The 13892-nt window shown below is 43.2% G+C and carries 13 protein-coding genes and 1 tRNA gene; 5 read left to right on the top strand and 9 right to left on the bottom strand.

The window, feature by feature from the left end; all coding sequences use genetic code 11:
* Positions 1 to 15: 15 nt before the first annotated feature.
* The 5 genes from DXY29_RS13065 to pseC are packed head-to-tail and all read right to left on the bottom strand — an operon-like array spanning position 16 to position 6004.
* On the bottom strand, positions 16 to 1851 hold the full coding sequence (locus tag DXY29_RS13065; RefSeq protein ID WP_136987745.1) for a hypothetical protein: 1836 nt from the start codon (positions 1849 to 1851) through the stop codon (positions 16 to 18).
* 2 nt (positions 1852 to 1853) lie between these two features.
* Entirely contained in the window at positions 1854 to 2594 is a 741-nt protein-coding gene (pseF, locus tag DXY29_RS09570; RefSeq protein ID WP_198410539.1) for a pseudaminic acid cytidylyltransferase, read from the bottom strand.
* Entirely contained in the window at positions 2579 to 3850 is a 1272-nt protein-coding gene (locus DXY29_RS09575; RefSeq protein WP_115024787.1) for a DegT/DnrJ/EryC1/StrS aminotransferase family protein, read from the bottom strand. The genes pseF and DXY29_RS09575 overlap by 16 nt, the downstream gene beginning before the upstream one ends.
* Complete coding sequence (locus DXY29_RS09580; protein ID WP_115024788.1) at positions 3789 to 4841, bottom strand: Gfo/Idh/MocA family protein; 1053 nt, start codon at positions 4839 to 4841, stop codon at positions 3789 to 3791. The genes DXY29_RS09575 and DXY29_RS09580 overlap by 62 nt, the downstream gene beginning before the upstream one ends.
* Complete coding sequence (pseC, locus tag DXY29_RS09585) at positions 4838 to 6004, bottom strand: UDP-4-amino-4,6-dideoxy-N-acetyl-beta-L-altrosamine transaminase (RefSeq protein WP_115024789.1); 1167 nt, start codon at positions 6002 to 6004, stop codon at positions 4838 to 4840. The genes DXY29_RS09580 and pseC overlap by 4 nt, the downstream gene beginning before the upstream one ends.
* Before the next feature lie 26 nt (positions 6005 to 6030).
* On the opposite strand from pseC, the gene DXY29_RS09590 reads away from it, so the two are divergent.
* Entirely contained in the window at positions 6031 to 6561 is a 531-nt protein-coding gene (locus DXY29_RS09590; protein WP_115024790.1) for a GNAT family N-acetyltransferase, read from the top strand.
* Entirely contained in the window at positions 6518 to 7465 is a 948-nt protein-coding gene (locus DXY29_RS13070; RefSeq protein WP_136987746.1) for a hypothetical protein, read from the top strand. Before DXY29_RS09590 ends, DXY29_RS13070 begins: the two co-directional genes overlap by 44 nt.
* On the opposite strand, the gene pseB is transcribed toward DXY29_RS13070, so the two are convergent.
* Positions 7466 to 8467 (bottom strand): UDP-N-acetylglucosamine 4,6-dehydratase (inverting), encoded by a 1002-nt coding sequence (gene pseB / locus DXY29_RS09595; protein ID WP_115024791.1) that lies wholly within the window; start codon positions 8465 to 8467, stop codon positions 7466 to 7468.
* A gap of 525 nt (positions 8468 to 8992) precedes the next feature.
* Here pseB and DXY29_RS09600 point away from each other — a divergent pair.
* Positions 8993 to 9064, top strand: a tRNA-Gly gene (locus tag DXY29_RS09600).
* Between the two features lie 514 nt (positions 9065 to 9578).
* On the opposite strand, the gene DXY29_RS09605 is transcribed toward DXY29_RS09600, so the two are convergent.
* Positions 9579 to 10790, bottom strand: a complete 1212-nt coding sequence (locus tag DXY29_RS09605; RefSeq protein ID WP_115024792.1) for a CCA tRNA nucleotidyltransferase — start codon at positions 10788 to 10790, stop codon at positions 9579 to 9581.
* Positions 10791 to 10835: 45 nt separating this feature from the next.
* Here DXY29_RS09605 and DXY29_RS09610 point away from each other — a divergent pair, with 45 nt between their 5' ends.
* Both DXY29_RS09610 and DXY29_RS09615 read left to right on the top strand, forming a co-directional pair.
* On the top strand, positions 10836 to 11822 hold the full coding sequence (locus DXY29_RS09610; protein WP_115024793.1) for an SIS domain-containing protein: 987 nt from the start codon (positions 10836 to 10838) through the stop codon (positions 11820 to 11822).
* Positions 11819 to 12370 carry an HAD family hydrolase gene (locus DXY29_RS09615; protein WP_115024794.1) on the top strand — a complete coding sequence of 184 codons (552 nt, stop codon included), beginning with the start codon at positions 11819 to 11821 and terminating at the stop codon, positions 12368 to 12370. Before DXY29_RS09610 ends, DXY29_RS09615 begins: the two co-directional genes overlap by 4 nt.
* Before the next feature lie 10 nt (positions 12371 to 12380).
* On the opposite strand, the gene kdsB is transcribed toward DXY29_RS09615, so the two are convergent.
* A complete protein-coding gene (gene kdsB / locus DXY29_RS09620; RefSeq protein ID WP_115024795.1) occupies positions 12381 to 13160 on the bottom strand; it encodes a 3-deoxy-manno-octulosonate cytidylyltransferase in 780 nt (259 codons plus the stop codon).
* Complete coding sequence (locus tag DXY29_RS09625; protein ID WP_115024796.1) at positions 13160 to 13870, bottom strand: hypothetical protein; 711 nt, start codon at positions 13868 to 13870, stop codon at positions 13160 to 13162. The genes kdsB and DXY29_RS09625 overlap by 1 nt, the downstream gene beginning before the upstream one ends.
* Positions 13871 to 13892 lie beyond the last annotated feature (22 nt).

Below are 13892 nucleotides of genomic sequence, written 5' to 3' on the forward strand. Positions count from 1 at the left end.
TTTATTGCTCGCTGTTTAAATTTCTTTGTGTGCTGGAAGGATTGACAAGGTGCTAATAATTTTATCTATATATCGGACCAGTTTTAGCCCCCTTGTTGTTGCCAGAACCTCTTTAAATTTATCTTTTTCAATTAGGCCACTTCGAAATCCTGCACTGATGAGAGGGTTGTATTTTTCTAGAATAAAGTTGATAATATCTTCGTTCAACATCGGATGTTTTCTCCCCAGCTCTGAATCAATTCGTCTGCGCATACTTGAATTTTTTGCCTCTTCTTTTAATATTTCAGACTGTTTGTATAGTTGCTCAAAACTCACTCCGCTTAAATTTTTGAATGCATCGAAGAGTAGTTTTTTTGAGTCACTAGTTAAGGTATCGTCAATCCGTATGCTCAAGAATAGTTTTGCAATTGCCGAAGTTAGCAAAGGCTCGCATGGACTTTTCTGTCTAGCGATCGAATAATTTCTAAAACCAGTTTGTGTTCTTGTGTGGTGCAACATAAAAGTAAATATTTTGAGAATCTTTTGAGCTATAGTCGAATTATAGTTTCTTTTGTCTAGAGATTGAATCATTTTTGAGCTAGAAATTTTATATAATATAAAATTGAGATTGGCATAGTGCAAAAAATCATCTCTCATGATTAACAAATTTGACGATTTTTGTTTATTTCCAATAAAGCGTTCGTTGCACACTCTTGTTGCCAGATATGAGTAGCAGCCAAGTAAGTCATTTACCTTATCTGCAAGGTAGCTGTTTTCAATTTTCAACGTATACTGAATTTTGCATTGAAAAGTTTCTCTCAAATTTTTTAAATATTCAAAATTGTTTAAGTAATCTCTCTTATGTAATGAGCTGTACTTATTGTAATCTAAGTGATGAAAAATCTGAAGATTGGTTGGGCCAGTTGTTCCTCCAATTGAAGTATGAAATCCAAAGAATGGGACTGCGGCTTGATCCATATTTAATACCGATTGCGACATATGTGTTCTTCCTCTCAAAGCATCCCAATTCTTTTTCGACACATTTAGAGAATAGTTGCCATTACTCGTAATAGAAGCCAATCCATACTCTGGTACTCCACAAAAATTAAGGTCTAATTGTTTTGCCATAAATTCCGACTGAATTGCTTCATGTACATATGGATTATGTCTAAAGTTGACACAACAAATGGAATCCTTTTTATTGCTATCTAAATTACTTATTGCCGCTGCTACCACAGAAGAGTCAATTCCGGAAGAAAGCATAAGTGTTTGCGGTAATGAATACTTGTTATCAATAACCTCATTTAATGATCCAATTAATCTCTCACAAAAAGCATTCATATGCTTTTTTTCGTTATACGAATCCTCGGCAAAGTTACTAATCTCAAGGTGCCAGAACTCACTTAAGCAAGTTTGCCCCTTGTAAATATGAATCATTCCAGGGCATAGTATATTCTGGAAGTATTTATCTTCTTGGAAGCTACTCATACTGTACAAAGATCGATTAGAAGGTTTGATTGCATCTTTGATCACTTTTTGATTCATACTATTGGTATACTCTGTAAGACTTTTTTCTGATTTTGATAGATTGACTGAGTTATTTTTTGGCATAACATAAGTTATGCTTCCGCCAACACTAGATCCAATTACTACTTTTTTGTCTACAAGCATTATGGCTATTGTATCCCATTCGAGTAGTTCACATAGTTTTGTAAATGAGCTTAGGTCGTCATCATTCCATTCATCCTGAAGGTAGTCTATTGCCTTTTTTTCTTTGCATTCAATTTGATATGTTTGCAGGATGATATTATTTTTATGATAGAGAGTAATGCTGCTTTCTTTGTCTTGAATGACAACTTTTTGATTCTGCATCTTTATTTGTGAAGTGAAAAATGTTTAAATGATTCATTTGTTTGACCGAGGCTTTTGGCCATTATCTCTGCTCTTATCCAATCCTCTTCATTATCAATGTCTTGCACTCTATAATTAGGAATAATTAATGGTGTAGAACCATCAAATAGATTTTCTTTCTTTAACCACGTATCTTTTTCTGCCCAGTAAAATTGACCCGCATCATGGTAACAGCTCTGTAGATCTTGGCTTCTAGTATTAAAATACTCTGGAAACATCATCTCAGCTTCTTTGTTGTTATTGATTCTAAACGATCTTTCGACAGGATATGAAAAATTTGTAGCCGGAAAAACCACATTATTAAATTGATTTTGTTGCAGCATCTCCTTGGCAATCCTTATATCCTCCGGTATTGCCAGGGCTGCAGTTGGATAGATACAACAAATCAAATTGTAATCTTTATTTGTAGAATCAAGATAATCTATCGCATGGTTTATCACTTCTCGTGTAGTTGAATGATCGTCAGAGAAATGCTTTGGTCTGACGAATGGCACATTAATACCTAATGATTTTGAATATTCAGAAATTTCTTCGCAATCAGTACTTACGATTATTTCATCAAAACACATTGATTCAAAAGCTGCCTTCACTGACCAATAGATTATTGGCATTCCACAAAATTCTTTAATATTTTTCTTGGGAATTCTTTTACTTCCTCCTCTGGCAGGTAGTATTGCAATACTTTGTTTCATAGGAATGCCCATACCTTTTGGAATGCCTCAATCAGCTGATTAATTTCACTATTCTCAAACTCATACATACATAGCTGAAGCCCTAGAAATTCTTCGTCATGATATCTTTCAGCTACTGGACATATACCCTTCTTGTAATCAATATCACTCTCGTTCCATGGAAATCCATTAGTACCATAAGCAATTTTATTTTGAAAGATTGGTAAAAGATGAATATTGGCATACCCCTTCATTAATCCTTGTACACCTTCCGCTTCCAATGCTTTATAGATCCAATTCCTGTCTCTCTTTAATTTATCTAGTTCTAATAGTAATCCATATACATAGTAAACATGCGTTTGTTCCTTATCTATATACGGAAGCTTTAACCCTTTTAAGTTTGCTAGTCCTACATTCAGTTTTCCTGCTATCTCTTGTCTTCTAATTACTATTGATGAAAGTTTTTTTAACTGCTCTCTAGCAATTGCTGCTTCAATTTCACCAAGACGAAAATTATAACCTATGATATTTTTCAGCTCATGTGGATTGTTCGACTCAATAACTGCCTCACCATGATTTCTGATTAACCTTGTTCTTTCTGCTAATTTATCGTCATTTGTTATGATTAATCCACCTTCTCCACAATGGATATGTTTGTGATAATTTAAACTAAATCCTCCAATATCTGAATTTGTCCCTGCATAAGAGTCACCACTGATCGCACCTGGTGATTGGGCAGTATCTGTGATCAGGGTTATGTTGTTTTTATCGGTTATCTCCCTAATCCTTTTTATGTTGCAACTCTGCCCAAAAATATCTACAGCTATTACAGCTTTTGTACGTTTAGTTATTTTTTCTTCAATTGATCTTGGATCAATATTAAATGTTTGAGGATCTATATCTGCGAATACCGGGATTGCATTCCAATGTAATACGCATGTCGCTGTAGCGGCCATAGTCCAAGTAGGCACTATTATTTCATCCCCAGGCTCAATACCAATTGCTCCGACACAAGCGATTAATCCCGATGTCCATGAATTTACTGCGATCACATTCCTTACTCTAAAATAATCTTTTGCGTCTTCTTCAAGTTGAATAATTTCTTCGCCACCCAAGAAATATTGACCTTTACCGCCAACAAAAGCTGACAAACATCCAGAATTTAAGACTCTGTTTGCTGCTTGTACCTCTTCACTCCCAATTGAGTTGTACTTTTTAAAGGGCGCCTCAATTAATTTTGAACCTCCCTCGCATGCCAGAGGGTTGGCTGTTCGGTGCACTTGTTTCATCAATAAGGTGCATTGTCGACATAGCTTCTTCAAGTGTACACGATATACCTTGCGAAGTCTTCTCAAGAATTTCATTTATAATTGTATCCAGTACATAATATTGATAGTGAGATATATCAGTCTCAATTATTTTGGGTTTGAGTTTCAGCGCGTAGTACCCATCTTCTTTTAATTCATAGTCCCAAATTGTGATGGTCTCTCCACCCTCTTCCCACACGATTCTCCCATTTTCAAACCATAAATCAACTATCCCAGCTTTTATTGGCAACGATCCAAAGCTTTGTACTAGTATATGTCCCATTGGATTATCTATGGGCATCAATAATAGCGTTCTTTCTTCATCATAATCTATTAGGCAGTTATCGTTCTTGATTTTAATCATGCATTTTAATGAGCCTACCCAATATTCCGCAAGATTCACAAAATGTGAGCCGTTGGTTCTTATCCCTTTCCCGTACTTGATTGTCCCATTTATAAACTTTCCCAACTTCATTTTGCTTATAAATTCTTTTGTTTGTATCACGGCTGGTAAGTATCTCCGTATGTAATTTACCCCTACATGTTTAACGTTGCTTTTATTAATTATATTGGATATTCTTCTCGATTCTGCGAACGATATGCCAATTGGTTTCTCCAGCAGTAAGCCCTTCGGTTCAAATCTATCTAGTATCTCTTTTATTGTCTTAAGCTGATATTCAGTAGGTACGCATATTATTATTAAATCAAAATCTTTTTGCCCGAATGCTTTGGCACATTCCTCAATATGACAATATGCTTTCAATAGATATTTTTTTTCAAAGTCACTTCTTGCTTCCACTGATGGGTCTACTGCAGCCTTTAATTCTGTGTTTCTGTGCGTAAATACCGCACTAGCATGTGTTCTGATTGAAGAAGTGATCTCGTGGTTATTTTCAATCAATGACTCATGTAAATCATACTTGCAGCCTATATTTCCAAGCCCAACAAGTAGTACACTTAATTTTCCGTTCATATAGTTCCTAGACCTGTTCCAAGTACTTGCACTACTTTTTTTTGGGAATCTCCAGTTAAGCCTGGATATAATGGAATACTAAAACTGGTTGTTGAATATGTTTCTGCATTAGGAAAATCTCCTTCTTGGAACCCAAGTTTTCTGTAAAAGGGTTGTAGATGAATTGGCCAATAGTGAAGTTGTACTCCAATTCCATTTTCTCTCATGTATTTAAATAGCTTTGAATGATTTCTCTTTGTGATATTCATTATCTGAATAATTGCAAGGTGGTAACAGCTTTTGCTGTATATTGGTTCCGTGATTATTCTTATCTCCTTGATGTCTGTTATTAGATCTTTGTAAACTTGGATCTGTCTCCTTCGTTCTCGTATTATCTTTTGAAGCCTTTCTAATTGGCTCAAGCCTAAAGAAGCTTGTAAATCATTCATTCTATAGTTGAAACCAACTGACTGCATTTCATAGTACCAATCACCTGGACTTTCGAATTCAAAATTACTTCTTTTTATACCATGTGATCTTATTGTTGATAATTTGTTTTTAATGTCTACGTTGTTTGTGACAGCACACCCGCCTTCTCCAGATGTTATTATCTTTACGGGATGAAAACTAAATACTGTTATATCGCTATATCTGCAATTCCCAACAGGTTCACCATCATATGTACTACCAATCGCATGGCTTGCATCTTCGATTATGTGAAATCCATATATCTCTGACAATTCTGACATCTCACGCATGTCGCAGGATGAGCCACCCAAATGCACTGGTATTATGACTTTTGGAAGTTTATTAATTTTACTAGCATTTTCTAACTTAACACCTAGTTCTTTAAGTGAAATCAACCCAGTATTTATATCGCAATCTATAAAATCTACATCAGCTCCACAATAGATTGCACAATTTGCGCTTGCAACAAAACTGATCGTACTTGTCCATACAATATCTCCTTTTTTTACCCCTAATGCTATATTTGCTGCGTGAAGTGCGCTTGTTGCACTATTAAATGTCACACCATATTTGCTCCCACAAGTCTCTGCAATTCCTCTTTCAAACATTTCGGCTCGAGGCCCTTGAGTTATTGTTTCACTCTTTAAGGCTTGGACGACATATTCGATATCTTGGTCAGTAATGGCATGCTTGCCATATGGAATCCACTCGTTCATAATTAGAATCCTTTCAGCTTATTATAATGTCTTTCAGCCTCGAAACGCCACGGCTGTTAATCCGCTCTTTTTCTTGTGCTGATATTTCAGAAACATATCTTTCTTGGCTTAATGACCGACAACTTATGAGGTATAGTAATCAGAGGTTTTATACACATACTCGCGAGTCAGCAATTAACTATATTCGTTCCTTCTCAAATTCTCCTAATTTATTTCTTGCTATTACTTTGAAATCAAGTGAGCAATTGATAGGATCTCTCACTATTTATAAGCAACCAAATCATGGCACTGTTAATGTTGGTTTATTAATAGGTATTGACTCTACTTATGGTACCGGATATGGCTCTGAAGCTTGGGCCTCAGTTATTTCATTTCTTAAATCAGATCCACATATACGAAAAATTTGCGGCGGAACTCTTCGTCCAAATCTTGCCATGGTTAGAATTATGGAAAAATCAGGTATGTCACTTGAGTCCGTCCGCAAGCATCATGAATTAGTTGATAGTATTCCCTATGACCTCCTCCATTACTCCCTTTTCACTAGCAACAAACAATAATTATAATCGTATTCTTGTTTGTGCACATGATGCTGGTTCCGCCCATCTGATTTTACATTGGATTAAACACTTTCGTCAGAAGTGCCTTTTTGTTCTCTCAGGCCCAGCTTTCGATATTTTTAGTGATTATTTTGGTTCGATACTTAATCATCAGTTTGATACCATACTTGAAACTTGTGACTGTGTTATTTCCGGTACTAGTTGGTCTTCAGATATTGAAGACATTGTAAGGCGTTTTGCAAAGAAGCACAACATATTTTCTATTGCAGTAGTTGATCATTGGGTTAATTATGTTGAACGTTTTACCTTCTCAGGTTCTATTGTATTGCCCGATCTGTTGTGGGTCTCAGATAATTACGCTTTCGAGATTTCTACTAGGTTGTTTCCAAATCTTGCAATCATATTAGTTGAAAATTCATGGCTTGTGCATACACAAAATCATGTTTTATGTGAACGTATTAAACGTTTTTCTCAACCTTTTGTTGATAAGTTTCGAATTATTTATCTGCTAGAACCGATTCGCTCTAATTGGAATTTGTTAGATGTTTGTCCGGAATTCTATACTTTAGATTACTTCACTTCAAAAATCCAACCTCTTATTAGTCTAGGTTATATTCCGTCTAACACTGAAATTGAAATTATATTTAGACCTCATCCGGCCCAAAATATTGACTTCTACAATCCATTTTTTGCTTCAATGTCTAGTGATTTTTTAATCACTATTGATTCTAATTCTAATTTATATCAATCGCTTGTTATCGCAGATCTTGTCTGTGGTCTTAATTCACAAGCATTAGTTGTTGCAATGGCTTGCAATATTCAATCCATGTCTGTTCTTCCACCGGTCGCACCCACTTGCATTCTCCCTCATTCTCAATTACTACACCTTAAATCCTTAGTTTAATTAGATATCTATGTTTTTACATTCATTCTTTATCAGTTCCTTAAGGCTTTCTACACTAAGAAATTCGGAGTTTGTGCCTGAGTTGTATGATCCATTCTCTAGGCTAAATTTTTTGAAGGTTATGCCTGCATCAATATATTTCTGCTCATATGTTTTGTCTGATGGCAGGATTGCATAATATTTACCAATATCAATAGTGTTTGGTGCGTCAGATTCAGTTATCATTTCTTCGTGCAGTTTTTCTCCTGGTCGAATTCCAATTATATCTTTTTCGCAAGTCTCATCTATAGCATCTGCTACGTCTATTACCCTGTAACTTGGTATTTTAGGTACGAATATCTCACCACCTAGTGCATTGTTCATCGCCCATTCGACCATTTTTACTCCGTCCGCAAGAGTGATGTTGAATCTTGTCATCTTTATATCAGTTATTGGTAATTTACCCGATTTTTTCATATTCAAAAAGTATGGAATTACGGAACCCCTTGAGCCCATGACATTTCCGTATCTTACAACGCTAAATAAGATTTCTTTATTGCCTTTGATATTATTAGCCGCTACAAACAACTTGTCTGAACACAATTTTGTCGCTCCGTACAGATTTATTGGTGCTGCTGCTTTATCAGTGCTTAGTGCAATTACTTTTTTGACAGATGTTGCTAGGCAGGCTTCTATTAGGTTGTTCGCGCCTAGTACATTTGTCTTGATGAATTCCATTGGATTGTATTCAGCAGCAGGTACTTGCTTAAGTGCTGCTGCATGAACTACTACATCAATATTTTCCAGAGCCTCTCTCAGTCTTGACTTATCTCTTATATCCCCTAAAAAGTATCTTAGTGATGGATATTTTTGGATTGAGAATGTTTGCTGTAATTCCCACTGCTTTAATTCATCCCTGCTGTAAATTACTATCCTTTCGTATAGTTTAGATTCCAATATTTTTTTTAGAAATGCTTTCCCAAAACTTCCCGTCCCACCTGTGATTAATATACTCTTGGCCATGTTTGTTATTCAAAATTGTACTCTATCATCTCGCCCCCCTAATCCGCTTTATGTCACTAATTAATCTGTACATTTTCTTTTTATGTGGTTGAATATACATTAAGCCATTTTGTCGACCTGCAAGTAGGTTTTCTTGGATAAATCCTTTGCGCAACTTCCTTTCTTTACCGAAATTCTCGATCTTCTTTCATAATTCTTTTATTTGTTTAATCTCTCTGTTTCTGGTTTTTGTATGATCTTATTTTTACCATTCTTTTGCTTCTTCCTGTCTCCTTTTTTTGATTCAACCCTTTTTGTTAGAGATTTACCTATTCTCTTTTTGTTTTTAATTGATCGTTTAGTTTTTTTATGCTTTTGTATGTTTTATTTGTCTTGTTTGAAAAGATTTGTTTCTACCGATTTTTTCAGATTGACCTCCTTTGTTTCCATCGTTCTGTAGATCCATCTCACCCTCCTAGCTTGCTTGTTGACTGATCGGCACGTGATGGTGCATGATTAGGTCACTGAAGGGCTTGTTCCTTCTGTGCGGATGTAGCTCAGTGGTAGAGCATCTCCTTGCCAAGGAGAGGGTCGAGAGTTCGAATCTCTTCATCCGCTTGCCTAGATTCTTCACCTCAGTTCATTTTACTCTTTCTTTGCAATAGCATACAATCCCTAATTTTGCTTAATATTTTTCTTTTCTTTGAATAGTTATTCATAGAACTTTTTTTGATATTGTTCTTTCTTGTTCTTTGCGTTTTTCCATATAGATAATGTTTTTTGTTTGTCAATTGTTTATATTTTAAATTCTTTCTTTATCTTCTTGTGGCTGTTCACTTTCTTGGCGGTTTATATTTTTGCTCATAATTTCTTGGTGGTTTTCTCGGTTGGTTCTTCTGTTTTCTTGTCTCGATTATTTTGTTTTTGTTGTTAGTCTCTCTGCTTTGTCTTGATATATTAATGATTAAAATAACTTTGTTAGTCTGTCAAGTGCGTGTGTTCTTGTTTAATTTTTGCCGTAATCTGCGTCTTTTCTCACTTATTTGTTGTCGATATTTGCTTTTAATGTTGTAATTTGACCTTTGTCCTCTGTTTTCCTAATTTGCTTCAATTTCTGGACCGAATAACTCTTTCAACGGCTTAGGTCCTGTGCTGCTTTGCGCTGTTTGCGCAATTCCTCCCCGATCCCTGGGCCAGGCTGCCAACCTTCGGCGATTAGCTCCCGCGCCGTCTGTGGTGCCTGAATTCTTCTCCAGCGGCCCCACCAACGCAGTAGCGGCTTCCATTTCACTGGCCTGAGGGACACAGCCAAGGCCACCGCCTCCGGTTCCCAGCCCTGTTGTTCAATAGCCGTTGACCAGATGGATGGATTGGCTTCCGAGGACGGGGCGGTATTCACCAGCCAGTCTCGAATAGCCCCACACTGCTGCACCCATTTTTGTTGCTTGCCATGTATTTGTAGCCGTTGTGCAATTGCTACTGGGTCCGTTGCTGCCACAAGTAGAGCTGGCATCAATGGGAGGTCCAGGCGTTGGGCCCAGCGCAGCCGCTCCGTACGTCGTTGATCGGTCTGAAGCTGCGGATCCAATAGTGTCAGCGCCCCCCACTCCTCCAGCAAATCAAAGGCTTTTGCCCAGGGTTCCCGTTCCAGGAGCCGCCCTAGCTCCATCCTCATTCGACTGGCCAGGGCTGGTGGGGCGGAAAATGCTTCATCTCCCTGACTCCAGTTCCAGGGCCATTTCTCGATGGTGATACGGATTTGCTCACGGCTCTCCCCAGCTAGTTCGAAACCCAGCCTTGCGGCGTAGCGGGCGGCCCGGATGACCCGGGTTGGGTCGTCCTGCACGCTGCCTGAGTGCAGAAACTTCAGCTGACCAGCGACGAGATCCTTTTGTCCATCATGTAGATCTATCAGCTCATTGTTCACCACGTCTAGTGCCATGGCATTGATGGTGAAGTCCCGACGCGCAAGGTCAGCTTGGAGGGTTCCTAGGCGGACGATGGGATTCTCAGCCGGGGCGGGGTAGTGCTCCCGTCGAGCCGTAGCCAGATCCACCGAAATACCATCCAGCTGAAATGTCACTGTTCCAAATGCTCCATGCTCTTCAACACCGTTGATGCGTTCGGAGCCAAGTTGGTGGATCAGTTCCGCCACGAGCGCAGCGGCATCGCCCTCTACTACCCAATCAAGATCAGGTATATCAGACCAGGTGTGGGCGCATCTTTGAAGCAGAAGCTGATCACGTACGACCCCACCAACTAGTGCTAGACGCGGGATACCAAGCGACCGCGCAGCACTCTTTAGTGCCTCCAGAACAGAAGACGGCACACCTGGAAGATCCATTGCGTGGCGTGCAGGACAATGGGATGATCATCACGGATCAGGTCCTTGTCCGCTCTCACCCGCTGCCTTGAGGAGGAATCCTCAGCGATCGCCACTGCTGCCGAACGTTTAAGCAGCGACCAGGTGGAGGCCGCCCTGGCCCTGTTGGAGCACTGTGCAGACCGCAAGGCCAAGCTTGTAATCACCGGTGTAGGCAAGAGCGGAATCGTGGCTCGCAAGATCGCTGCCACGTTCTCTTCGATCGGTCTCATGGCCCTGTTCCTCAATCCCACCGACGCACTCCATGGCGATCTGGGTGTGGTGGCGGCCGAGGACGTCTGCCTGCTCCTGTCCAACAGCGGCGAGACCACGGAACTCTTGGAGGTGCTACCCCATCTCACCCGACGCGGAACGGGTCGGATCGCCATCGTTGGGCGTGCTGACTCCACCTTGGCCCGCGGCAGTGACGTGGTGCTGGAAGCGGGCGTGGACCGTGAAGTATGTCCTCTGAATCTGGCTCCTACCGCCAGCACAGCCGTGGCTATGGCCATCGGCGATGCCTTGGCTGCGGTTTGGATGGAACGGCGCGGTATCTCACCAGCAGATTTCGCACTGAATCACCCCGCCGGATCCTTGGGCAAACAGCTGACCCTCACGGCAGCCGACCTGATGGTGCCCGCCAGTCAGCTCCACCCCCTGCAGCCCCACACCCCATTACCGGAGGTGATCGGCGGTCTGACACGCGACGGCATCGGCAGTGGTTGGGTCGAAAATCCAGACAACCCGGGGGGCCTTCTTGGCATCCTCACGGATGGAGATCTTCGCCGTGCCCTGCAGGATAACGGCGCTGAAACCTGGAGCCATCTGACAGCCAAGGATTTGATGACCGCCGATCCGATCACGGTGAAAGCCGATGTTTTGGTGGTGAAGGCTCTGGAGCAGATGGAGCACAACCGACGGAAACCCATCTCTGTGCTGCCCGTGGTGAATCAAGAGCATCAACTAATGGGTCTGCTGCGCCTACATGATCTGGTTCAGGCCGGGCTCGCATGAACGAATTGCGCTGGTGGTTGCTTCGGCGTCGCCTCAGATCGATTCAGCTGCTTGTGCTGGACGTGGACGGTGTTCTTACCGATGGGGGCCTTTGGTTTGATGCCGAAGGGCATCTGAGCAAGCGCTTCGACGTACGCGATGGTCTTGGGATCCGCTTGCTGCAACAGGCAGGTCTTCATGTCGCCTTTCTCAGTGGTGGCCAGGGAGGAGCGACAGAAGTGCGTGCCCGGCAACTGGGCATCAGCCATTGCCTTGTCGGGATCAAGGACAAGCCGGCGGCCCTCACAGCCCTTCAAAACGAACTGGGAATTAGCGCCGAGCAAACGGCCTTTGTGGGCGATGACCTCAACGATCTGGCAGTCAGGCCGGTGGTGGCACTGTTGTTCGCACCCGCCGACGCCTGTTGGCCCGTCCGGCGCGGTGCCGATGCGGTGGTCCGCCGTCAGGGCGGCCATGGGGCCGTCCGTGAGCTGGCGGAGCGCATCCTTCAGGGGCGTGGACGCTGGGGCCACTTGAGCCGCGACGGCTGGAAAGACCGCAACGATTGAGGTGTAGAGGTCAGACCATCGCCCGGGCCTGTTCGAGCTGCTCGGCGGTGTCCACCGACAGCGACGTGCCCTGAACCCGGAAGGTGGCGATGGTGAGGCCAGCCTCAATCAGCCTCAGCTGCTCGAGCCGTTCGAGATCCTCCAGTGGTGATGCCGGCAGCTGATCCCATGCGGCCAACACATCTCCCCGGAAGCCGTACATGCCCACATGCCCCCAGTAGGTGGTGTGCTGATGCCAATCCGCCTCGGCCACATCGCGCACATGGGGGATGGCGGAGCGAGAGAAATACAGGGCGCGGCCGTCGTGGGCCAGCAACGTTTTCACTACATTGGGGTTGTGCACCGATTCAGGCTTCAGCCCGTAAACGGGAGTAACTACTGCTGGCACAGGATCCTGACTCCGAAATTCCTCAGCCATGGCATCGATCACGGCAGGATCGATGAACGGTTGATCGCCCTGAACGTTGATCACGGCGGTCTCTTCGGCCACGGGGACCGCATCTCCCCAACCCAAGGCCATCAATGGATGGGCCACTGAAGCGATGCGCTCACTACCGGAGTTGCAGGATTCCGCGGTCATCAGCACCGGAAACCCCCATCCCTCAGCCAAGGTCTGAAGCTTGGCGCTGTCGGTGCACAGCACCACCGCTTCAACGCCGCTGGCCTCACGGCAGCGATCCAGAACACGCTGGATCATTGGTTTGCCACCAATGTCAGCCAACACCTTGTTGGGCAGTCGAGATGACTGAAGCCGGGCCGGAACGGCCACCACACACTTACGAATCGCCATCAATCCCAGAGTTTCATTGCATCGTCGCGGGCACTGAACCATTCAGCGGCCAGGGGGCCTCCCATGGTGCGCTGTTCGCGGAACCAGGGGCCTCCCAGGGTCCAGTGCAGCATCGGGGCAGCCTGCTCGGACTCCGGCGGAGCCTGCACATCCACTAGATGATTCCAGCCCCCCTGAATGGCGCCGATCTCATGGTCACCCTCGAGCCAGTGGAAGCGGTGCAGCTCAAGCCCCGTAGCCGTGTTCACGTAATCAGGCGTGAGCTTGGTGCAGCGGCTGCAGTTGAGCAGCATCAGGGAACTCCAGTTCTTTTTGGGGTAGGGGCTCTGCACCTCGCCAAGAAATTTCACGGTCTCCCCAGGCACATGCTCGTGCTGCACGCACATGGCGCCGTAGGCATCATCGCGCTGATCCCAAAGCGCCTTGATGTCGGCCCGACAAAGCATGTCGCAATCCATGAACAGAGCCCAACCCTCGTACCCCATCAAATGAGGCACCAAAAAACGGGTGAAGGAAAACGCTGTGCTCTGCTTGGGATCCCGTTCGCGGCGGAACAAGCCCTGGGCCTCTAACTGAGGGGTCACAAGCGGCGTGATCGCCAGAGGAACAGTGCTGTTTTGGTAAAGGCTATCGATCAGAACGTTGGTCGCTGCCCGCTCTCTCGGGTCGTAGCCGATGAAAATGGGAATCGGCTGGCTGGGAGTCGACACAGGTCGTCGATGACTGTTGATG

It is taken from the genome of Synechococcus sp. UW69 (genome assembly GCF_900474185.1).
In the GTDB taxonomy this organism is placed as follows: Bacteria; Cyanobacteriota; Cyanobacteriia; order PCC-6307; family Cyanobiaceae; genus Parasynechococcus.